The organism is Burkholderia sp. IT-111MI5 (assembly GCF_949752865.1).
GTDB classification, from domain to species: Bacteria; Pseudomonadota; Gammaproteobacteria; order Burkholderiales; family Burkholderiaceae; genus Burkholderia; species Burkholderia pyrrocinia_C.
The window spans coordinates 19,352-39,920 of sequence record NZ_CATKIF010000015.1 but is presented as its reverse complement, the minus strand read 5'-3'; the positions used below and the strand labels follow the sequence as shown (position 1 = coordinate 39,920).

Sequence of the window (20,569 nt, the reverse complement as noted above, 5' to 3'; positions counted from 1 at the left end):
GCCCGCCGATGCGCAACCGCCTGCCCCCGCTGAACCCGCTTCGCGCATTCGAGGCCGCCGCCCGGCGCGGCAGCGTGTCGGCCGCCGCCGACGAACTGCACGTGACCGCGAGCGCGGTCAGCCACCAGATCCGTATTCTCGAAAGCACGCTCGGCGTCGCGCTATTCGTCCGATCAAAGGCGCGCGTGAAGCTGACGCCCGAAGGCGAGGCGCTGCTGGAACCGGTCGGCGCCGCGTTCGACCTGATCGCGAACGCCACCGTCAGGCTCGATTCGCCGGCCGCCGTCGGCGATCTCGTCGTGTCGACGCCGCTGTCGCTGACGTCGCGCTGGCTCGCCCGACACATCGGCGATTTTCTCGAGCGCTATCCGGGCATCCATCTGAAGGTGATTCCGTCGAACGACGAACGCGAGATCTATTCGACGGACGTCGACGTCTGCATCCGTTACGGGGAAGGCACCTGGCGCAATCGGCACGTCGAGCTGCTCGAGCATCCGGCGCTGTTCCCGGTCGTGAGCCCGGCGTTGATGAACGGGCCCGATGCGATCCGCAAGGTGCAGGATCTCGCCGGGCGCACGCTGTTCTGCGAGCATGCGGGCTCGTGGATGCGCTGGCTGGCGGAAGCGAACGCCGACAAGCTGCCGGGCATCCGCATCCTCGAAATCGGCAACGCGCACATCGGCGTCGAAGCCGCGGTGCACGGGCAAGGCGTCGCACTCGGCGACAGCCTGTCCGTGCGCGACGACCTGATCGACGGCACGCTCGTGCGGCCGTTCAGCGCAACGGTGCCGTCACGTCATGCGTACTATCTCGTCACGCGTCACGAGCTGACCGGGACGCCGCTCGTGACCGCGTTCACGTCGTGGCTGCGAGCATGCCTCGCGTGATGCGCGTCGTTGCTTGCGGCAGGGTTTCGGTCAGGAAATGAGATTCGCCAGGTCGTCCCACACCATGACGATGTTGTGCGACCGCCAGATCGGCCCCGCATCGACGTACTCGCCGGCAAACCGCGCATTCAGCGCCTCGTAAAAGGCAATCGCGGATTCGTTTCCGTTGACGACACTCAACGCGGCACCCCGATACCGCAGCCTTCTCAAATGCGTTGCGAGTTGGGCAAGCAGCTTGCGGCCGATGCCGCGACGCTTGAATTCGGGATCGACATACAGGAATTTGATCTCGCCACGGCCGTCGAATATCGGTTCCGACGGCGCGCCAGCCGCGCCGATTCCGACGATCCTGCCGTCGGTCTCCGCAACGAGCACTAGCTGGTCGCCGTCGTTCGACGCCAGCTTTTCCTGCCATTTCCTGCCGCGATAGCGCTCGTCGAGCACGGCATGCGCTTGCGCCGGTGCGAGATCCCGATAGGTGTGCCGCCAGACCTTGACGTGGAAATCGGCGATCGCCTGTGCGTCGTCGATGTTTGCGGACCTGATGGATATTCCAGTCATTGAGGACTCCCTGTCGGGTGGCTTTGCGCCAGTGGGTGCGGTGTATGCAGCGGATTGTAACGATCCTGGCAGCGATGTCGAATGACCGCTGGTGGCCCGCGGCTGGCCACCGGTCACGATCTCCGAAGGCCGGCGGCCGACACGTCCGTCGTTTCGTACTCCCTCCTTCGCACCAGCCAACGACCGCTCACACGGCGAGTTCGAAGAACGATTGCGCCACGACCCGGCCGTTGACGATCAGCTCGACCTCATGCCGGCCCGCATAGTGCCGGCGTGTAGTGAAATCGCGGATCGGCCGACTGTGCCTCAGCGTGATGCGCTGGCCGGGTTCGAGCGTCAGTACCTTCAGCTTGAACACCTTCGGCGACGCATCGCCATTTTGCTTCACGTAGGCGATACGATAATCGACGACGAGCCGCTGCGCCGTGCCGGCCGTCGAATGCAGCTCGCAGGCGAGCGTGATCGACTCGCCGAGCACCACCTGCGCAGGCGTCACGCCAAACGGACCGGCTTCCACGAGAGGCGCGCTTTCGGCACCCAGTATCGCGAGCGCTCGCGCATCGCACTGCTTCACGAGGGTGCGAAGCGCATGACGAACGATCCAGCGCGTATACGGATGGTCGCCGCCCCATCTTTCGGCTCGATCGAGCACCCATGCAGGATGCGTCTTCGCCACATCGTTCAGGTGATTCGCGACCGAGCGGCGTACATAAGCGCTCGAGTCAGCGCGAAGATTGTCGAGTATCCGCGCGGCCAGCGCCGGGTCGGCCTCGATCTCGCGCAGCCGGAACGACCATGGCAGGCGCGGGCGGCTTCCCTCGCTTGCCAGGCGGCGCACTGCGTCGTCCGCGTCGTACGACCAGGTTTCCATCACTGCGAGCGCGCGAGCGCTGTCGATGCGCAGGAATTCGCGCACCGCGAATTCCGACGAGCCGAACGGCGTGAAATATTTCAGCGCGTCCATCGAGCGGTCGAATGCGTGCCGACCGTACTGCCCGACGTAGTCGGGGGCGATCAGCGAGACGAAACCCCGGCCCAATCGAGGTGCCGCCTCCTGCAACAACGCCAGCACGCCATCGTATCCGCCAGGTAGCGACCGCGCCCCCGTGTCGATCGCCACGCTGGCGCGCCTGACGCGCTCCATCAGCGTCAAGCCGTCGAGGCCGTCGAGCGCCGTCGCAAGAAATGCCGCCCGGTCGAAGGCGGGCTCGATCGAATGCAGCACGTCGGACAGCGCGTGGAACTGCCGCGCTGCCAGCGATTCCTTCAGCGGGACGGGAGCTTGAGTGGTGGTCATTGCGAGTGGATCCGACGTGCGCCGCAGATCGATGATTGCGAAAGCACACAGTATCGCCGAAGCCCCTGCCAGTTCCTGTCAGCAGTCTTTGCCCGGCCGGCGCCCCCGTACGGGACGCAATCGACACGCGCGGAACGCGAACCGCGAGCGGGCGGGCAGTGTTCATGCGTCCGTTCGCCGCTGCTCGCGGGATGGATCGTGCGAATCGCCGCTGGAGAACCTGTTTCGCAGCTGACCGCCGGCGAACGCGGCCGCAATCAATGACAGATACCCGGCGACGAGGAGATGTCGCCAGCCGTCGAGCGCGGCGCGGTGCGCGACCAGCGCCGCGTCGGGTGCCGGTACGGCGAGACTTCCCGGCACGATCGCACGCGTCATCTGCACGAATCCCGCCGCCGACAGCACGGGCAGCAGGACGAGCATCGCCAGCAGCACGAACTTCGCACGCCGAAAAAATGCATGGCGGCGCAAATGAAACCACAGCCCGAGACTGCCGTGTACCCATCCCGGTGCGAGCAGCGCGATCTGCAAACCCTGCGTGCCGCTCGTGAGGAGCGACACGATGACCCGTTCGTAGTTCGGCTCGAAGCCGTAGAACGATGTCGCAACCCGTGTCCCGACGACGTGACGTATCAACAGCAAGGGCAGGCTGAGGCCCGCCCACAGACGAAGCCATTCGGCGGGCGGCAGCGCCCAGTGTCGGCGGCCGTAGATGGTGCGGATCGCCAGCGCGAAATGCAGGCCGGCCGCGCCATACAGCAGGATCGTGCCGGGCGCGCTTTGCCAGAGCCCGATTGCCAGGTGCAGCCCGCGCTCGGCGATATCGATCGACCAGATGCCGAGCGCGTGATTGACCATATGGACGGAAATATAGAGCCACAGCAGGATGCCGGAACCGAGTTGCAGCCTTCGCGCGGCCTTGTGCATCCCGTCGTGCGCCGACGCCGGTTTACCGGCATCGGAGTCGATCGCCTGCAGCGCGGGACGCGGCGCGCGGTTGCGCCGCGGCGGGCGCATGCCGATGCGATCCTGGAACAACGATGGCCGCCATGCCTCGTTCACCTGCGGGGCACCGTCGCGATCGCGCCGCGATCGGCCCGGAATGTTCCGGGTTTGCCTCTCCTTGCCGTTCATTGGCGCCTCCCCGTCGATGCGTCCGGTGCTTGATCGGCATACCGCGGAGCGGGCCCGTTTATTCCAGCGACGCGCGACATCCCGCGCAAGAAGTGCATCGCGCGGTTTCGGGAATAGACGCCGTACTCGCCAGGTATACGGTGTGTGGGCCGACGGATGACGACCGCGACGCGTCGGCGCCCTTCACATCGAAGCGAACGGAGTCAAGGAGACCATCATGTCCAACGTTCTGTCCCACTGGATTCTGATCGGTTGCGACGCATATGACGAGTATGTGTTCGTGCCATGGCTCGATAAATCCGTCTATCTGAGAACGGTCACGCTGCGTCGGATCTGCCTGTTGTGACGGAAGCGGTTCCAGCACACCTCGCCGCTCCCAACGGACAATCCGGACCAGAATCCACACTGCTTGCCGTCTCAGCGCCCCCCCGGCACAACAGCACCTGTCACGTGCCGCGGAGCCGATGGCCACCGCGGCCACGACACAAAGCGGAGTTACCCCGCAGTCCCGGACCCAGCCTCACACTACGGTCGATGAATCCACCGCGCGTCGAAACTCGCGTGGTGAGCGATATTTCAGCGCGCATCCGGGGATGCTTCTCGTTGCAATACTCGAACGCAACGGCGAGATTCCGCGCGGCCGTCGCTGCATCCGGTTTCAGCACGAGAAGGCCCCATAGTCGCGCTTCATCGTCTTCACGAAGCTCTCAGCCATGCCGTTGCTCGGCGGGCTGCACACCGGCGGCGTCAGTGGCTTCAGTTGCTACGCGAGCCACGACTTGATGTTCGCCTGCATCGCGCCGGTCGAGATCCCGTAGCGCTCGTGCAACGTCGGCAACGCGCCCGCGGCGAGGTACGCATCCGGCAGCGCGATCTGGCGAAACGGTACGGCAACGCCGGCCCCGATCAACGCAGTCGCCACCGCTTCGCCGAGCCCGCCGATCACCGTATGGTTCTCGGCGACGATCACCATGCGTCCCTTGCGCGCCGCCTCGCGAACGATGGTTGCCGTATCGAGCGGCTTGATCGTCGGCACATGCAGCACGGCCACATCGACGCGATCGGCTTCAAGTGCCTTCGCAACCTCGAGCGCGCGCATCGTCATGATCCCGGACGAGATCAGCAGCACGTCGTTGCCGTCGCGCAGCAGCTTGGCCTTGCCGAGTTCGAAACGGTAATCGTATTCATCGAGCACGGCCGGCACGTTTCCACGCAGCAGGCGTGCGTATACCGGCCCCTTGTGCGCAGCAATGGCCGGCACCATCTGCTCGATATCCAGCGCGTCGCACGGGTCGATCACCGTCATGTTCGGCATCGCACGCATCAGCGCCAGATCTTCGGCGGCCTGGTGGCTCGGCCCGTAGCCGGTCGTCAGTCCCGGCAACGCGCACACCAGCTTCACATCGAGATTGTCCTCGGCAATCGCCTGATGAATGAAGTCGTATGCACGGCGCGTGGCGAATACCGCATAGGTCGTGACGAACGGCTGCGCCCCTTCGTGCGCGAACCCGGCGGCCGCGCCCATCAGCAACTGCTCGGCCATGCCCATCTGGTAGTAACGCTCCGGAAATTCCTTCGCGAAGATGTGCAGGTCGGTGTACTTTCCGAGATCGGCGGTCATTCCGATCACATGGCTGCTCGTTCGCGCGAGCTTCGCGAGCGCATGGCCGAACGGCGCGGGACGCGTAGTCTGCCCTTCTGCCGCGATGGACGCGATCATCGCGGAAGTCTTCAGGCGCGGCTTGTTGTCGACGGTGCTCATGCGTGTCTCCCTGCTTCGAGTGCGTCGAGCGCGAGCTTCCACTCGTGCGCATCGACGCGGATGAAATGGCTCTTCTCGCGTGCTTCGAGGAACGGCACACCGCGCCCCATCTTCGTGTCGCAGACGATGATCCGCGGCTGCGGCTTGTCATGTCGGCGCGCGTTGTCGAACGCGCGCTTTACCGCGTCGATATCGTTGCCGTCGACTCGCTGCGTATACCAGCCGAATGCTTCGAGCTTGTCGACCAGCGGCTCGAACGCCATGACTTGCGTCGACGGGCCATCGGCCTGCTGGTTGTTCACGTCGACGATCGCGATCAGGTTGTCGAGCTTCCAGTGCGCGGCCGACATGAGCCCTTCCCAGATCGCACCTTCGTCGAGCTCGCCATCCGAAAAGAGCGTATAGACGAAGGCATCCGAGCCCTTGCGCTTGAGGCCCAGACAACGACCGACCGCGATCGTCAGGCCCTGCCCGAGCGAACCGCCGGACATTTCCATGCCGGGCGTATAGCTCGCCATCCCCGACATCGGCAGGCGACTGTCGTCGCTGCCGTAGGTTTCGAGTTCCTCGGCCGGCAGGATGCCGGCTTCGAACAGCGCCGCGTACAGCGCGATCGCGTAGTGGCCGTTCGACAGCAGGAACCGGTCGCGCCCTTCCCACTCGGGATCGTCGGGGCGATAGCGCATCGCGCCGAAATACGCGACGGCCAGCACGTCGGCGATGTCGAGCGCCTGGCCGACATAGCCCTGCCCCTGGACTTCGCCCATCAGCACGGCGTTTCTTCGGATGCGGTACGCGCGCTCGGCGAGCGTGACCGCTTCATGGATGGTTTCGGTATCCATCGATAGCTCCAGTATTGAGTCGGAAGGAATGCAAATCGAATCAGCGGTTGACGGATCGGGGCACCAGGAACACCAGCAGAGCGCCGACCGTGATCGCGACGGAGATGAAGAGCAGTCCCGCAGTGGACTTGCCGGTCAGGTCGTTCAGCCAGCCGACGATCGCAGGCGAGAAGAAGCCCGCGAGATTGGCAAAGCAGTTGACCGCGGCGATGCCCGCCGCCGCCGACATCCCGCCCAGCAGGGCCGTCGGCAGCGACCAGAACTGTGACGACGACGCGAGGATGCCGGCGGACGCAATGCTCAGGCACACGATCGACGCGCTGACGCTGCCGAGCGTCGGCAAAGTCGCGAAGCCCGCCGCCGCGATCAGCATCGGCACCGCGAGATGGAAGCGGCGCTCGCGGCGGCGATCCGCGCTCATGCCGATCAGCGGCAGCGCGACGATTGCGCACGCATACGGGATCGCGGTGAACAGGCCGACCCACAGCGGATCGGCGACCCCGGCCTTGCGAATGATCGTGGGCAGCCAGAACGTGAGGCCGTACTGACCGAGCACGACGCAGAAGTAGATCGCGGCCATCAGCCACAGGCGGCGGTCGGCGACGAACGCACGAATCGACAGGTGGGCGGTAGTGTGCTCGGCGTCGGCCGACACGTTGCGCGCCAGCAAGGCTTTTTCGGCATCGGTCAGCCATTTCGCGCCGGCAATGCCGTCATCGAGATACAGCAGGATCGCAAAGCCCAGCACGAACGAAGGCAGCGCCTCGAGCAGGAACAACCACTTCCAGCCCGCCATCGACATCGCGCCGTGCAGCGAATGCATGATCGCGCCCGACAGCGGCCCGCCGATGATCCCCGCCAGCGGAATCGCCATGAAGAACAGCGACAGTGCCTTCGCGCGGCGTGCCGACGGGAACCAGTACGTGAGGTACAGGATCACACCCGGTGCGAAGCCCGCTTCGGCGACGCCGAGCAGAAACCGCAGCACATAGAACGCGGTGGGTGACTTGACGAACACGAAGCTCGCCGAAATGACTGCCCACGTCAGCATGATGCGGGCGAGCCAGCGGCGCGCACCGACGCGATGCAGGATCAGGTTGCTCGGCACTTCGAACAGAAAGTAGCCGAGAAAGAAAATGCCTGCACCCATGCCGTACACCGTCTCGCTGAAACGCAGGTCGTTGAGCATCTGCAGTTTCGCGAACCCGACGTTGACGCGGTCGAGATAGGCGCCCAGGTAGCACAGCATCAGGAACGGGATCAGCCGTCGCGCCACCTTCGCGTAGGTGGCCGCTTCGAACGTCCGCGCATCGTCCCGTTGCAGCATCTCGCCCGGAACCGGCGGTGCGGGGTATTTTGCTCTCATGTTTGTCTCCTGCCATGGCCCCGGGTTGTCCCGGGTGCATGATGGGCGGCGCCGCGCGTTTCGCGGCACCGTTTCAGTGGATCAGCATCCCGCCGTTGACGTCGAGCGTGATGCCCGTCAGGTAGCTCGACAGGTCGCTCAGCAGGAACAGGCATGCGTTGGCGACATCGGCGGCATCGCCGAGGCGGCCGAGCGGAATGCCCTTGATGATCTCCTCGCGCATGTCGGGCGTCAGCTTGTCGCCGGTGATGTCGGTCTGGATCAGGCCCGGCGTGATCGAATTGATGCGGATATGGTCGGCGCCGAATTCGCGCGCCATCGCCTTCGCGAGGCCGAGCACGCCGGCCTTCGCGGCGCTGTAGTGCGGGCCGCCGAAGATGCCGCCGCCGCGTTGCGCGGACACCGACGACATGCATACGATGCTGCCGCCGCGCTGCTCCTTCATCGCCGGCAGCACCGCTTGCGACATGTAAAGCGTGCCGCGCAGGTTCACGTCGACGATCGCGTCGAAGTCGCGCCCGGAAATGTCCATCGTGCGCACGGGCTGCGTGATGCCGGCGTTGTTCACGAGGCCGTCGATGCGGCCGAAGCGCTCCAGCGTCGCGCGGGCCGCGGCCACGCACGCGTCGCGGTCGGTCACGTCGCATGCCAGGCCGAGATGGTCCGTCCCGAGTTCGGCGGCGGCGGCCTCGGCGTCTTCGCGGCGAAGGTCGAGAATCGCAACCCGTGCGCCATGTGCAGCCAGCGTGCGGGCCGTGGCCTTGCCGATACCGCGCGGCGATGCGGCGCCTGTCACGATGATGGTCTTGTTGTCGAGCAACATCGGTCGTCTCCAGTTGTTGATGTGTGTCCAGAGTGTCGGCTCACCGGACACCCGCATCAACGCGGAAACGCTCAGCCATAGTTGAGAAAATTTCAGATGACGCCGCACGGCGCGCCGCGGGTGCTGCAACGCAATATCGCGTGCGGACCGGAGGGCGTGGCGCTCAGCCCGGCCGCCCGTCAGCCGCGACCTCCCGCTCGATCCATGCAAGGAAACGCTTCACGCGGGGCAGTTCCGCGTTCTGCCGCGGGTAAACGAGGTGATGAGCGCCGACTTCGACCGCATGAGTGTCGTCGAACACCGGAACCAGCAGCCCTTCGCGGATCTTCACCGACGCAAGCATCAGGCTTTCGAGTGCGATGCCCAGGCCCAGCGCAGCGGTTTCGAGCGACATGTATGACCGGTCGAATGAAAAATCGAAGGTCTTCTGAGCCGCGAGCGATACGCCGGCTCGACCGAACCACTGCTTCCACTGGACCAACGGCGTTTCGGAATAGATCAGCCGATGCGCGAGCAGTTCTTCCGGCGCCTTCACCGGATGCCGTTCGAGATATTGCGGCGAAGCGAGCGGCGCAATGAACTCGCCGCGCACCGTCCTGACCTCGAGGTTGTCCCAGTTGCCGTAGCCGTGCCGGACATCGATATCGTAGAAGCCGTTCGAGAACGACACGTTTTCGTAAGAGCACGCGAGGTTCAGCTGGATATCGCCGTTCGCCTCCTGAAACGACGACAGCCGCGGCAGCAGCCACATCAACCCGAAGCTCGGGCTCGAATGCACGCGCAGGATATCGACTTCGGTGCGGCTCGACGCGCGCTCGGTTGCGCGGCTCAGGTCGGCCAGCGAGCCGGTGACGTCCGCCAGGTAGCGCTCGCCGGTCGGCGTGAGGACGAGTCCGCGCCCCGATCGCTGGAACAGCGGCTGACCGATCAGCGATTCGAGGTTGCTGAGTTGGTGGCTCACGGCGGATGCGGTCAGGCCGAGCTCGTCCGCAGCGCGATTCACGCTCTTGGTCCGGGCCACGCTTTCGAACGCGATGATTGCCTTTAGTGGTGGGATGCGCATGTTGGAATCCGTTGAGGAGGTCTACTCGCCCGACCGGCCGGCGTCGACATGAACGTCGAACGGTTTGTCCGGGCAAAGGCGCTTCGGCACAGGCATCAATTCTAGAGCGCCGGTCGATCCGGGCTCCTGCCGCCCACCTCCTTGCCGACGAAACGCGCTTCCACGCCGCTTCGCATGACCAGATCAAAACGCTCAGGCAAATATGGCACACGGTGGACTCGCATGCCCTGACGTCGTGGCCGCGAAGAGGCCGATCGTTTGGTGGAACGTCGCTTTCGGAAGGGAATCTCAGGAAGTCAGGGGCACCGCCAAGCTGGGGTAGATCTATCCGGAAAATTGCACCGGAATCAAAGCGACCCCTGCTGCATACCATAGCGATACACCTTCACCCTCTCCGGAGTAACGAACCTCAGGCGCGCCCGCCAGCACGCACCCCGTAGAGGCAGTTGTGGTGACCGAAGAAGTACCTGGTAGAGACGGCCACGCGCGACGCGTCATTGCAACGTGTCGCGCGCGACCTGCTGCCGGATGCCTGGCCTGCGATGTGCGTGGTTCATCTTTTCGCGGTTCGCGAACCCGCAGTGGAGGTATGAGTCCAGTGCCACCATTCATGGTGGTCCAGATTTCTAAGCAGTTCCGCGCGACGATGTTCGCGGCGATAGCGGTTCATTGCGGCAATTGCCGCAAACGCCAGCACGAACGCGCCGACCACGAACCCGACCCATGCTCCGCTCATAGCAGCCTCCGTCATTTTCGGCCAACTCGGATCACTTAGCGCATTCGCGACACCGCTCTCAGGACAGCGCGGCCCTCTGCAGTAACCTGGACACGCCGACAACCCGATGCCGGCTGATCAAGGGCGATCAGGCGATGCTCGATGAGCGTGACGAGTTCGTCGCGATCCAGTTCGATCTGATCTGGCGCATCCCGAACGATCATTAAAGTAGTAATTTCGTGCGGACTTAGCATGGTCTGCATGGAATGTTCGTATCGGACAATTGGATTGTGTATACATGCGCGAACGCATGCCTCCCGCTTTCAACGTAACGAGGTGCTCGAGAGTTTGTAACGCCCTCACCATTTCCTGCGACGATTCAATGCGAAATTTAGTGGGCACATTCTAACGCGCTCGCATCCATTTCGGTCCGCTACCTCATAGGTGGATGCCCTGATTCGGAAACGTTATCATTGATCTAAATTAAGAAAACATGCGAAATGGTATGAATATATAAATACCACCGTATTTCATATAATCACCAAATCATTCATTTTTGAAGCTGTCAGATAATGCAGGTCGATATCTTCAAGAAACATTCTCCTGCATTCATTCGAAATCCTCACATTCGCTGTATCGCCGGAGAGAAACGGCCAGTGCGTCGACATCGCTTTGATAGCTTGAAATCACATCCGCCCGCTCCGGAAATCGTTCGCGTTGCAACGACAGTGTCTCCACGGCTGCGGCATGACGCCTGACAAGCTGCCCGCGCGTCACCCATTCGTCATTTCCGCCGGTGCAGGACTTGATGTGCTTCAGCACGCCGTCGCCGAGCACCTTGAGCGGCGCGTGCCCATTGATGAATTCCGCGTAGTGTCCCGAGAAAAACCGCTCCCACTCGTTCCCCTCCGAGTCGTGCCGAAACGCGACGATATGCCCGCCGAGATCGACCAGGTAGCGATAGGACAAATTCTCGTGCGCGTCGGGTGAAGTCAGCTCGGCAAACCTGTTCGCTCGATGAAATCTGTCGGCGAGCGATCCGGCGCCATCGGACAGATGCGCGGCAAGGAAAAACTGGGCCGCGCCGGATGGGCAGCCGTTCTGAGGAATCAGGAACGTCACATGGCTGCCGTGCTGCAATGCGAACGTGTAAGTCGCAAGTATGCTCATTACGATTTCCTCTTGATCCTCATGAAGACGATCGCACCTGGACGCTATTTCCCGGATCACTCGTCTGCGGGTCAATCTCAGTAGCAAGCGATATGCCATCGCAATGCACTCGATTCGCACGGCGATACGAACCGCCGGAATACACGGAAAGTCGCCGTGAACGGATGAAAATGTTTCAGCGTTGATACGTTTCGCACGGCTCAAGCGCCTGCACACGTCGCTCGCCCTTGTCGAAACCTTCGGGGTCGATGCGGAAGGTTCCCCTTCCCGATCCCATTGGGCTCGCCATTTCCCGACTCGCCTGCCCGGTTGCAACGCTGAAACAGACCGGTTGGCCGGTCGAAGCGCATTCGGGAACACGAATTGCGCCATCGTTTCGGTGCAGCCCAACCCGGGAGTGAAAGATGCGCAACGGCCATACCGTCGGCAAGGTGGCTGCGTGGCTCGCCGTTGTCGTTGCCCTGACGATTGCCGCGCTGTTCGTCTTCATCGTGACGTTCGACTGGAACCGCGCGCGCCCTTGGGTCGACGACAAGGTATCGGACGCGATCGGACGGCAGTTCGCCATCAACGGCGACCTGCGTGTCGGGTGGCACCGGCCCGTGAGCGAGCACGGCTGGCGCGCCTGGGTGCCGTGGCCGCGATTCAGCGCCGGCAATGTCACGATCGCCAACCCGGACTGGGCGCGCACGAAGCATTTCGCCACGCTCGACGCGATCAGCTTCGAAGTCGAGGCGCTGCCGCTGCTCGCGCGCCGCATCGTGATTCCGGCCATCGACCTCGTCAATCCGTCCGTCGACCTCGAACGCCTCGCGGACGGGCGCGTCAACTGGACGTTCCAGCTCAAGAATGCCGATCATCCGGGCAAGTGGACGCTCGACCTGCACGATATCGCGTTCGCCACCGGCAAGCTCCGCTACTACGACCAACAGAAGCAATTCGACCTGAGCGGTGTGATCGACACACTCGGCAAGCCGATTGCGTTCGGCGATGCGCTGAAGCAGCAGGCGGCGCTGGCGCGCAGCGAATCGGCGCAGGCCGTCGGCCAGGAGGGCCAAAAGAAACTCGCGGCACAGGTACACCAAGGTGCGGCACGATCCCCGGCGCCCGGGTCGGGTATCGAAGCGGCATCCCGCGCATCGGCAGCGGCGTCGCAAGCGGTGGCCGCGGCGTCGCAAGCGTCGGCCGCGATATCCACTACCGCGATCGCCCCGGCGGCATCGGCTGCATCGGCTGCGTCGAGCACGTCCGCGACGGCGGCGTCGGGCGCGCCGGCCTCCGCAGCGTCCGGCGCGTCGGCAGGCGCCGCGCCCGCGGCGTCCGCAAGCACGGGCGATTACACGATCGGGTGGACCGTCGACGGAACCTACAAGAAAGGGCACGTCGCCGGCACTGGCAAGATCGGAAACGTGCTGGGGCTGCAAAGCGTTCAGCGCCCGTTTCCGGTCCAGGCCAATTTGCGCTTCGGCGATACGAAGCTGGCGCTGGTCGGCACGCTGACCGATCCGGCGCACCTGGCGGCGGTCGACCTGCGACTGTGGCTCGCGGGCACCAGCATGGCGCACCTGTACGACGTCACCGGCATCACGCTGCCCGAGACCCCGCCCTATGCGACCGACGGACGACTGATCGGGCAATTCCGCGCGTCCGGCAATGTCTTCAAGTACGAGGACTTCACGGGGCGTGTCGGCGGCAGCGATCTCACCGGCACGCTGGTGTACGTTTCGCGCGAACCGAGGCCGCTCCTGTCGGGCACGCTGGTGTCGAAGGTGCTGCGGTTCGCCGACCTTGCGCCGCTCATCGGCGCCGACACGAATGCCAGCAAGGCGCGCCGCGGCGCCGCGGTCGCGCAGCCCGCGAACAAGGCACTGCCGGTCGAGGCGTTCCGCACCGAGCGCTGGAAGAAGATCGACGCCGACGTCCGGTTCACCGGGCAGCGCATCATCAAGTCCCCGAGCTTGCCGATCACCGATCTGAAGACCCACGTCGTCATGCAGGACGGCGTGCTGACGCTCAACCCGCTGAACTTCGGCGTCGCGGGCGGCACGCTGGCGTCGAACATCCACCTGGACGGCAGCGGCACGCCGCTCAAGGGGCGGTTCACGCTGCAGGCGCGGCACCTGAAGCTGAAGCGGCTATTCCCGACGTTCGAGGTCATGCAGACGGCGCTCGGCGAAGTCAACGGCGATGCCGCGCTGTCGGCCACCGGCAACTCGCCGGCGGCGCTCGCCGCCACGTCCAACGGAGAAGTGAAGACGCTGGTCACGGACGGCACCGTAAGCCTGTTGCTGATGGAAGCGGCCGGGTTGAACGTGGCGAACGTGGTGTACGAGAAGCTGTTCGGCGATCGCGACGTGAAGATCAACTGCGCGGTGGCCGATTTCGTGGTCACCAATGGCGTGCTCGACTCGCGCGTATTCGCGCTCGACACCGCAGATGCGGTGATCGGCATGAACGGGAACGTGAACCTGCGGGACGAGACCATGAACCTGACGATCCATCCGCATACCAAGGGGTTCCGGGTGGTATCGCTGCGCTCGCCGCTGTACGTCACCGGTACCTTCAAGCAGCCTCACGTGGGCGTGAAGCCGGGGGCGCTCATCGCGCGCGGCGGGGCGGCGGTGGCGCTGGGCCTGCTGAATCCGCTCGCGAGTTTGCTCGCATTGCTCCAGCCGGGCCGCAATCAGCCGCTGCCGTGCAAGCAGATGCTGACCGACATGGAGCAGCGCCCGACCGCGCCGCCACCGGGAGTACGAAAGGAGAAAAAGGCTGCACCGGCGTATATGAATGCGGCGCCGCCGGCTTCACAGGCTCACGCGCCGGCGGCTGTCGAACCCGAGCAAGCGACGCGTGCGGGCCGAACCGCCGCTCCTGGCCGGTAAGGCCGCGGTATTCGGGTTCGGACGGAGACGTCGACCTGCTGCGTCGAGCAATGGCGGCACGGGAGCGTAAGGGCCGGCCGCACTCGAACGCGTCGCGCAGGTCGGCTTCCAGCGCCGAGCACCACCACAACGCTTGCCGGCGCGCCGCCGATCTGATTAGCCAGCGACGGCACACTCAGCACAGGCCCACTACCGAATCCTTACATGCCCGCGAGGCTGGCCTGGCTTTGCTCAATCATCTAAAAGGGCTGATCGAAGACCCAGATATCGAACGAATGGATCAAAGTCCCGACCGCTGTACAGCAGCGAAACGCCGTTCTCGATACAGTAAGTCGCGATCAGCGTGTCGATGGTCTTGCGGACCGTCACGCCTCGCGCCCTCAAGTCGCGATAATTTCGTGCGGCCTGGACGGCGTTATCGGTACCGACCAGCGACACGACATTCAAGCGCGTCGTCATCAACTGGCGGGCCACATTGAATTCGGATTCAGCCGGGAAACCTTGCAACACCTCTGCCACGATCAGGTCGCCCGACAACAGCGCCTCGTTGCCGAGCAAACCGTCCAGCTTGTCGGTTTCCGGCGAAACCTTGCCACGAAAATAGTCAATCCAGACGCTCGAATCCACGAGCGTCATCGATCCGTCCTCATCGCGTCGAGATCGCCTTCCCAGTGGAGTTTTCCGCGAAACTGGCGAATCTGCTCTTGCTGTTTGAGCCTGATGATCGTCTTCAAACCGAGCTCGACGGCTTCCCGCTTGGTTTTGACACCGGTTGCGGCAAGTGCCTCGGCCATCAGCTTGTCGTCGATTTCAATGTTGGTACGCATGGCATGCCTCGCTATGTGTATAAATCAATTCGATTACACACATTGCAGATGGCTGCATCCGGCCCGGGCGCAATCAACCTACCACCCCTCAGGCAGAGCAACCCCACGGATTTCAGCAAATATCTGCGGCTCCCCCCGAGAGCCCCCTGTCTGCCGGCGCTTGAACGGATTCCGGCGTCCCCCGCAACAACACCCAGACATCACAATTCATTTACTTTTGATCGTGCCTGTTCTGTGAGCCAATGTCCGTAAGGCGACGCGGAGGTGATGTTTGTTTTCTCCGTGCCGGTTCTTATCGCGGCTGTTGGAATCATCCTGATCGTCGTGGGCCTCATCGAACGATTCAGGACGCGCGATTGCCCCAACCACGCGGCAGGTGCCGCTTTACTTTACGGCGCGAAAATCGGTGTGATTGGATAGCGGTGTTTGCGTCGAGCCAGAATCAGGAGCAGGAACTTCCATGCGCGGGATTATTCGGGTCGGCGACGTACATCAACATCTTCAGATGGGTCCAGCTCAATTCTCTCCGCAGTGCGGAGAGAATTGGTTCATCCGGGAACACCTCGGCCGCGCGGATGCAGTGGCGCAATTGCTGCTCGCTCCAACCACGGCCGTACTCAGCTCTCAGTTGTCGTGCGAGCGCGGGGAGGATCTGTTGTCCGTAGCCCGCGCGCTCCCCGCCCAGCACATCATCTCGAATGCGACGACCAACCTGCCAATAAAGTAGGGTCAGCTCTGCGTTGACGGCCGCGGCCGCCCGGGCGCGCGCCGAATCAATCATGCAGCGGATGTCGGTCAAGAGGGATGCGGGGACGAGTTCGGTAATCTTGTTGGGAATGGAGGAATCGGCGGGCCGGCGCGCGCCAGCAGTGGCCACGTTACCGGAATCTCAGCAACGGCGGAACCCTGCTGGGCGCTCCCCCAATTCTCTCCGCACCGCGGAGAGAATCCAGCCATCTTCCCGCCGAAGCCCTCGCCCCCTCACCGCGCTAAATGTGGGTGCTCGCAATTGAGCTTCGGCGTCGCCAGAGACGAAGCCACCCTCCAGTCGCCCGGCTCGGATCGAAGAACCTCCAGGCCCGCGTGTGACGCAATGCCCAATGAACCCGCCCACCGGCACGTCGTCGCCCGCGCCAGAAATACAGGGGCGCCGAGACGGTGGCGGCAGCGTTTTTCGATCGCCGCGGCGGGGGCGCTTAATGCCCCTCGGACACGGTGCCTCGTACGCGGAGGCTTCGCTTATGTCCCGAAATGAAGGGTAACATAGCCCTAACTATGTCCCCCTTCATTCCGCCGGATCCTGCCTATGAATGGACCACCTCAGCGGAGCGCATCGCGTCGCCATTTCACTGCACAACGGCGCACGTCCTAACTCGCTTCTTGAAGTTTCTACGTAGAAACTGTCAAACGTCCGCGTCCACACGCGCACCACGCGTCGGTCGCGATAGCTTGCAAATTCATCCGTCTATCAATGCGCATCAGACGCTCGATGTGATTCGCGACCGCAGTCAAACAACGCTCGTGTCTCAGTCCGATTCGATCGGCAAACCAAAGTCCCGATTCGCCGCGCCACTCGACGAACACTAAAAAGACACTAAAAATCGCGGCGCGAACAGGTGCTCGGTAAGCATCTGCGGCTCACCCGCTCGAAGGCCCTTGCCAGCTGGAGCTTCGACGGATTTCAGCGCGCCTCGACGGAACACCCAGACATCACAAATCATTTAACTTTCCGTGAGGACTTCGACACCGGCCGCTGCCTACGATAGGCGCATGTTTTCAGGACCTGCTTCCAGGAGCCCATCATGCCCACCCGCAGACATCTGCTGCTGTTCGCCGGCGCCACCGGCCTCGCCGCGCTCGCGGCGCTGTCGTCCACCGGCCGCCGCGCGCTGGTCGGCCGCGCATTCGCCGCGCCGCCGCCGGCAGCCCCACGGATGGCCGCCCCTTTCGAAATCACGCTCAGCGACGCCGAATGGCATCGCCGGCTCACGCCCGCCCAGTTCGCGATCCTGCGCGAAGCCGGCACCGAGCGGCCGTACAGCAGCCCGCTGAACGACGAGCACCGGCCCGGCACGTTCGCATGCGCCGGCTGCGACCTCGCGCTGTTCTCGTCGGCCACCAAGTTCGACAGCCATACGGGGTGGCCGAGCTTCTGGAAATCGCTCGACCACGCGGTCGGCACCCACGCCGACGCGTCGTTCGGGATGGTCCGCACCGAAGTGCACTGCCGCCGCTGCGGCGGCCATCTCGGCCACGTGTTCGACGACGGCCCGCCGCCGACCGGCCTGCGCTACTGCATGAACGGGCTCGCACTCGCCTTCCACCCGGCCGCCGCCTGATCCGGCCCCGCTCCCGACCGACTGGAGAACGCACCATGCTGCTCATCGTCCTTGCCTATCTCGGCGGCGTGCTCACGATCCTGAGCCCGTGCATCCTGCCCGTGCTGCCGTTCGTGTTCGCGCGCGCCGACCAGCCGTTCGTGCGCACCGGCCTGCCGCTGCTGGCCGGCATGGCGCTCACGTTCGCCGTCGTCGCGACGCTCGCCGCCGTCGGCGGCGGCTGGGTCGCGCAGGCCAACCAGGCCGGCCGCTGGATCGCCATCGTGCTGCTCGCGGTGTTCGGCCTGACGCTGCTGATGCCGCGCTTCGCGGAACACCTGACGCGCCCGCTCGTCGCGGCCGGCAACCGGCTCACCGGTCTCGCGCAGCGCGACGGCCGCCCGGCCGGCCCCGCGTCGTCGCTGCTGCTCGGCGTCGCGACCGGCCTGCTGTGGGCGCCGTGCGCGGGCCCGATCCTCGGGCTCGTGCTGACCGGCGCCGCGCTGCGCGGCGCGAGCGTCGGCACGACGCTGCTGCTCGTCGCGTATGCGGCCGGCGCGGCGACGTCGCTCGCCGTCGCGCTCGTGATCGGCGGCAAGGTGTTCGCCGCGATGAAGCGCTCGCTCGGCGCCGGCGAATGGATCCGGCGCGGGATCGGCGCGGCGCTCTTGGCCGGCGTCGGCGCGATCGCGCTCGGCCTCGATACGGGTGCGCTCGCGCAACTGTCGACCGTCACGACGGGCGGGCTCGAGACGAAGCTCGTCGACAGGCTCGGCGGGCGCTCGAACGGTGCGCCCGCAACGACAGCCGCCACGGGTAATACGGCAGGCAACGCGTCCGGCAACGCAAGTGGCGGCGCGATGATGGCCGCGACTGCCGATGGCGCGCAGTCCGGCGGCGGTGCGACGGCCGGCAGCGCGATGATGCGCGCGGCCGACGTGAAGCCATCCGCGCTGCCCGTCGAAGGCACGCTGCCGTCGCTCGACGGCGCCGTGCAGTGGCTGAACTCGCCGCCGCTGACGGCGGCCGGCCTGCGCGGCAAGGTCGTGCTGGTCGATTTCTGGACCTATTCGTGCATCAACTGCCTGCGCACGCTGCCGTACACCAACGCGTGGGCGCGCAAGTACGCGCCGTACGGGCTCGTCGTGATCGGCGTGCACGCGCCGGAGTTCGCGTTCGAGCGCGACATCGGCAACGTGAAGAAAGCCGTGCACGACCTCGGCATCGACTACCCGGTCGCGATCGACAACGGTTATTCGATCTGGCGCGCGTTCGGCAACGAATACTGGCCCGCGCACTACTTCATCGACGCGCAAGGGCGCATCCGCCATCACCACTTCGGCGAAGGCGAATACGCGCAGTCGGAACGCGCGATCCAGTCGCTGCTCGCCGAAGCCGGCCATCCGGAAGCGCTGAACGTGCCGCTCGGGCTGGCCGGTGCGCCCGCGAAGGGCGCGCTCGCGGCGGCGGACCCCGCGGACGTCCGCTCGCCCGAAACCTATGTCGGCTATGCGCGTGCGGAAGATTTCTCGTCGCCGGGCGGCGTCGTGCGCGACGCGGCGCATCGCTACGACGCGCCGGCGCGCCCCGGTCTCAACGACTGGGGCCTCGCCGGCACCTGGCAGGTCGGCGCCGAGCGCGCGTCGCTCGCCGCGCCGTCCGGCCGGATCGTCTACCGCTTCCATGCGCGCGACCTGCACCTCGTGCTCGGCCCGGGCGCGAACGGCCAGCCCGTGCGCTTTCGCGTGACGCTCGACGGCGCGGCGCCCGGTGCCGCGCACGGCGCCGACGTCGACGCGCAGGGCTACGGCACCGTCACCGGGCAGCGCCTGTACCAGCTCGTCCGGCAGCCCGGCGCGATCGCAGACCGCACGTTCGCAATCGAATTTCTCGATCCCGGCGTCGATGCGTACGCATTCACTTTCGGTTGAACGCGGGCGCCGCACGCGAGCGCCGCACGCGGGCAACGCCGCCACCCGAGCACCGTCTTCCACAACGCATTCCGAAGGAGCAAACGATGAACCCGACACCCACCCGCGATTCCGCGCCACGACGGCGCGCAGCGATGCTGCGCCGCATCGGCGCCATCGCCGTCGCGGCCGCCGCCGTGTTCGGCTTCCAGCGCATCGTCAATTCCGCCGAGCCGATGCGCACCGTGCCCGCGCCGACGCTCGACGAAACGCCCGGTGCATCGCACGACGAAACGGCCGTGCTCGCCGGCGGCTGCTTCTGGGGCGTGCAGGGCGTGTTCGAGCACGTGAAGGGCGTGAAGCAGGTCACGGCGGGTTATGCAGGCGGTGCATCCGAAACCGCGCACTACGCGCTCGTCGGCTCGGGGCTGACCGGGCACGCGGAATCGGTTCGCATCGTCTACGACCCGACGCAGATCACGTACGGCCGGCTGCTGCAGGTGTTCTTCTCGGTCGCGCACGACCCGACCGAACTCAACCGGCAGGGCCCCGACGAAGGGCCGCAGTACCGGTCCGCGATCTTCCCGACCAACGCGCAGCAACGCGCGGTCGCGACCGCATATATCGCGCAGCTCGGCAGCGCGCACGTGTTTCCGGCGCCCGTCGTCACGCGCGTCGAGGCATACAAGGGGTTTTATCCGGCCGAGGCCTATCACCAGAACTACCTCGAACTGCATCCCGACGCGCCGTATATCGCGTTCAACGACCTGCCGAAGGTCGCCGGGCTGAAGCAGCGCTTCCCGGCGCTGTACCGCACGGACGCGGTGCTGTGGCGCGATGCCGGCTCGTGACCGGCAGCCGGCCGCGCGGCAGGGTTGCCGCCCGCCGCGCAGCCGGGGCGGGCGCGCACCGCCTGCGGCCCGGTTTGCGCCGCATCAACGAAACCCCGGCCGTCATGCCGGGGCAAACCCGCATCGTGTCCGCCACATCGGGCAACTTCGCGTAGACTTCT

General features: G+C 65.0%; 19 protein-coding genes and 2 pseudogenes. 6 read left to right on the top strand and 15 right to left on the bottom strand.

What is annotated here, in order from left to right:
* The first annotated feature begins 8 nt into the window (after positions 1-8).
* Entirely contained in the window at positions 9-887 is an 879-nt protein-coding gene (locus ACM6JT_RS16430; protein ID WP_034185008.1) for a LysR substrate-binding domain-containing protein, read from the top strand.
* A 30-nt stretch (positions 888-917) separates the two neighbouring features.
* Here ACM6JT_RS16430 and ACM6JT_RS16425 read toward each other — a convergent pair whose 3' ends face one another.
* From ACM6JT_RS16425 to ACM6JT_RS16415, 3 genes are all read right to left on the bottom strand, one after another.
* A complete protein-coding gene (locus ACM6JT_RS16425; protein WP_235212589.1) occupies positions 918-1,565 on the bottom strand; it encodes a GNAT family N-acetyltransferase in 648 nt (215 codons plus the stop codon).
* Between the two features lie 70 nt (positions 1,566-1,635).
* Positions 1,636-2,745 carry a DNA alkylation repair protein gene (locus tag ACM6JT_RS16420; protein WP_414856853.1) on the bottom strand — a complete coding sequence of 370 codons (1,110 nt, stop codon included), beginning with the start codon at positions 2,743-2,745 and terminating at the stop codon, positions 1,636-1,638.
* Between the two features lie 162 nt (positions 2,746-2,907).
* The gene (locus ACM6JT_RS16415) at positions 2,908-3,672 is read right to left on the bottom strand and encodes a hypothetical protein (RefSeq protein ID WP_414856882.1); all 765 of its coding nucleotides are present in this window, start codon (positions 3,670-3,672) and stop codon (positions 2,908-2,910) included.
* Positions 3,673-4,096: 424 nt separating this feature from the next.
* On the opposite strand from ACM6JT_RS16415, the gene ACM6JT_RS16410 reads away from it, so the two are divergent.
* A complete protein-coding gene (locus tag ACM6JT_RS16410) occupies positions 4,097-4,225 on the top strand; it encodes a hypothetical protein (RefSeq protein WP_258285093.1) in 129 nt (42 codons plus the stop codon).
* Positions 4,226-4,399: 174 nt separating this feature from the next.
* Here the strand turns inward: ACM6JT_RS16410 and ACM6JT_RS16405 are convergent.
* From ACM6JT_RS16405 to ACM6JT_RS16365, 9 genes and pseudogenes are all read right to left on the bottom strand, one after another.
* A pseudogene (locus tag ACM6JT_RS16405) lies at positions 4,400-4,639 on the bottom strand (integrase core domain-containing protein); the annotation flags it as partial.
* A gap of 3 nt (positions 4,640-4,642) precedes the next feature.
* Positions 4,643-5,641 (bottom strand): transketolase family protein, encoded by a 999-nt coding sequence (locus ACM6JT_RS16400; protein ID WP_217589040.1) that lies wholly within the window; start codon positions 5,639-5,641, stop codon positions 4,643-4,645.
* Positions 5,638-6,483: a transketolase gene (locus tag ACM6JT_RS16395; protein WP_111021075.1), complete on the bottom strand. Its 846-nt coding sequence runs from the start codon at positions 6,481-6,483 to the stop codon at positions 5,638-5,640. Before ACM6JT_RS16395 ends, ACM6JT_RS16400 begins: the two co-directional genes overlap by 4 nt.
* 40 nt (positions 6,484-6,523) lie before the next feature.
* Positions 6,524-7,849 (bottom strand): MFS transporter, encoded by a 1,326-nt coding sequence (locus ACM6JT_RS16390; protein WP_217589037.1) that lies wholly within the window; start codon positions 7,847-7,849, stop codon positions 6,524-6,526.
* Positions 7,850-7,922: 73 nt separating this feature from the next.
* Positions 7,923-8,672 carry an SDR family NAD(P)-dependent oxidoreductase gene (locus ACM6JT_RS16385; RefSeq protein WP_414856852.1) on the bottom strand — a complete coding sequence of 250 codons (750 nt, stop codon included), beginning with the start codon at positions 8,670-8,672 and terminating at the stop codon, positions 7,923-7,925.
* Positions 8,673-8,835: 163 nt separating this feature from the next.
* Positions 8,836-9,735, bottom strand: a complete 900-nt coding sequence (locus ACM6JT_RS16380; RefSeq protein ID WP_217589035.1) for a LysR substrate-binding domain-containing protein — start codon at positions 9,733-9,735, stop codon at positions 8,836-8,838.
* 553 nt (positions 9,736-10,288) lie between these two features.
* Entirely contained in the window at positions 10,289-10,471 is a 183-nt protein-coding gene (locus ACM6JT_RS16375) for a hypothetical protein (protein ID WP_072444060.1), read from the bottom strand.
* Between the two features lie 35 nt (positions 10,472-10,506).
* Positions 10,507-10,713 carry a hypothetical protein gene (locus ACM6JT_RS16370; protein ID WP_105393474.1) on the bottom strand — a complete coding sequence of 69 codons (207 nt, stop codon included), beginning with the start codon at positions 10,711-10,713 and terminating at the stop codon, positions 10,507-10,509.
* Between the two features lie 346 nt (positions 10,714-11,059).
* The gene (locus ACM6JT_RS16365) at positions 11,060-11,620 is read right to left on the bottom strand and encodes a hypothetical protein (protein WP_131947611.1); all 561 of its coding nucleotides are present in this window, start codon (positions 11,618-11,620) and stop codon (positions 11,060-11,062) included.
* A gap of 404 nt (positions 11,621-12,024) precedes the next feature.
* Here ACM6JT_RS16365 and ACM6JT_RS16360 point away from each other — a divergent pair, with 404 nt between their 5' ends.
* Entirely contained in the window at positions 12,025-14,502 is a 2,478-nt protein-coding gene (locus ACM6JT_RS16360) for an AsmA family protein (RefSeq protein WP_414856851.1), read from the top strand.
* Positions 14,503-14,733: 231 nt separating this feature from the next.
* Here the strand turns inward: ACM6JT_RS16360 and ACM6JT_RS16355 are convergent, their stop codons facing one another.
* The 3 genes and pseudogenes from ACM6JT_RS16355 to ACM6JT_RS16345 all read right to left on the bottom strand — a co-directional run.
* Positions 14,734-15,138 (bottom strand): PIN domain nuclease, encoded by a 405-nt coding sequence (locus tag ACM6JT_RS16355; RefSeq protein ID WP_131947613.1) that lies wholly within the window; start codon positions 15,136-15,138, stop codon positions 14,734-14,736.
* The gene (locus tag ACM6JT_RS16350) at positions 15,135-15,329 is read right to left on the bottom strand and encodes a type II toxin-antitoxin system VapB family antitoxin (protein ID WP_095400851.1); all 195 of its coding nucleotides are present in this window, start codon (positions 15,327-15,329) and stop codon (positions 15,135-15,137) included. The genes ACM6JT_RS16355 and ACM6JT_RS16350 overlap by 4 nt, the downstream gene beginning before the upstream one ends.
* 475 nt (positions 15,330-15,804) lie before the next feature.
* Positions 15,805-16,155 (bottom strand): annotated as a pseudogene (locus ACM6JT_RS16345) (DUF1016 N-terminal domain-containing protein); the annotation flags it as partial.
* A 976-nt stretch (positions 16,156-17,131) separates the two neighbouring features.
* Here ACM6JT_RS16345 and msrB point away from each other — a divergent pair.
* The 3 genes from msrB (at position 17,132) to msrA (ending at position 20,408) form a co-directional block, all read left to right on the top strand.
* Positions 17,132-17,668, top strand: coding sequence for a peptide-methionine (R)-S-oxide reductase MsrB (msrB, locus tag ACM6JT_RS16340; RefSeq protein ID WP_414856850.1), 537 nt, complete (start codon positions 17,132-17,134; stop codon positions 17,666-17,668).
* A 35-nt stretch (positions 17,669-17,703) separates the two neighbouring features.
* Positions 17,704-19,578, top strand: coding sequence for a cytochrome c biogenesis protein DipZ (locus tag ACM6JT_RS16335; protein WP_414856849.1), 1,875 nt, complete (start codon positions 17,704-17,706; stop codon positions 19,576-19,578).
* An 86-nt stretch (positions 19,579-19,664) separates the two neighbouring features.
* On the top strand, positions 19,665-20,408 hold the full coding sequence (gene msrA, locus ACM6JT_RS16330; protein ID WP_072444023.1) for a peptide-methionine (S)-S-oxide reductase MsrA: 744 nt from the start codon (positions 19,665-19,667) through the stop codon (positions 20,406-20,408).
* Positions 20,409-20,569: the final 161 nt, after the last annotated feature.

Coding starts and splice junctions, on each gene's coding strand:
- ACM6JT_RS16430 (WP_034185008.1), top strand. CDS start 9: ATGCGCAACCGCCTGCCCCCGCTGAACCCGCTTCGCGCATTCGAGGCC.
- ACM6JT_RS16420 (WP_414856853.1), bottom strand. CDS start 2,745: ATGACCACCACTCAAGCTCCCGTCCCGCTGAAGGAATCGCTGGCAGCG.
- ACM6JT_RS16415 (WP_414856882.1), bottom strand. CDS start 3,672: ATGCACAAGGCCGCGCGAAGGCTGCAACTCGGTTCCGGCATCCTGCTG.
- ACM6JT_RS16410 (WP_258285093.1), top strand. CDS start 4,097: ATGTCCAACGTTCTGTCCCACTGGATTCTGATCGGTTGCGACGCATAT.
- ACM6JT_RS16400 (WP_217589040.1), bottom strand. CDS start 5,641: ATGAGCACCGTCGACAACAAGCCGCGCCTGAAGACTTCCGCGATGATC.
- ACM6JT_RS16395 (WP_111021075.1), bottom strand. CDS start 6,483: ATGGATACCGAAACCATCCATGAAGCGGTCACGCTCGCCGAGCGCGCG.
- ACM6JT_RS16390 (WP_217589037.1), bottom strand. CDS start 7,849: ATGAGAGCAAAATACCCCGCACCGCCGGTTCCGGGCGAGATGCTGCAA.
- ACM6JT_RS16385 (WP_414856852.1), bottom strand. CDS start 8,672: ATGTTGCTCGACAACAAGACCATCATCGTGACAGGCGCCGCATCGCCG.
- ACM6JT_RS16380 (WP_217589035.1), bottom strand. CDS start 9,735: ATGCGCATCCCACCACTAAAGGCAATCATCGCGTTCGAAAGCGTGGCC.
- ACM6JT_RS16375 (WP_072444060.1), bottom strand. CDS start 10,471: ATGAGCGGAGCATGGGTCGGGTTCGTGGTCGGCGCGTTCGTGCTGGCG.
- ACM6JT_RS16370 (WP_105393474.1), bottom strand. CDS start 10,713: ATGCAGACCATGCTAAGTCCGCACGAAATTACTACTTTAATGATCGTT.
- ACM6JT_RS16365 (WP_131947611.1), bottom strand. CDS start 11,620: ATGAGCATACTTGCGACTTACACGTTCGCATTGCAGCACGGCAGCCAT.
- ACM6JT_RS16360 (WP_414856851.1), top strand. CDS start 12,025: ATGCGCAACGGCCATACCGTCGGCAAGGTGGCTGCGTGGCTCGCCGTT.
- ACM6JT_RS16355 (WP_131947613.1), bottom strand. CDS start 15,138: ATGACGCTCGTGGATTCGAGCGTCTGGATTGACTATTTTCGTGGCAAG.
- ACM6JT_RS16350 (WP_095400851.1), bottom strand. CDS start 15,329: ATGCGTACCAACATTGAAATCGACGACAAGCTGATGGCCGAGGCACTT.
- msrB (WP_414856850.1), top strand. CDS start 17,132: ATGCCCACCCGCAGACATCTGCTGCTGTTCGCCGGCGCCACCGGCCTC.
- ACM6JT_RS16335 (WP_414856849.1), top strand. CDS start 17,704: ATGCTGCTCATCGTCCTTGCCTATCTCGGCGGCGTGCTCACGATCCTG.
- msrA (WP_072444023.1), top strand. CDS start 19,665: ATGAACCCGACACCCACCCGCGATTCCGCGCCACGACGGCGCGCAGCG.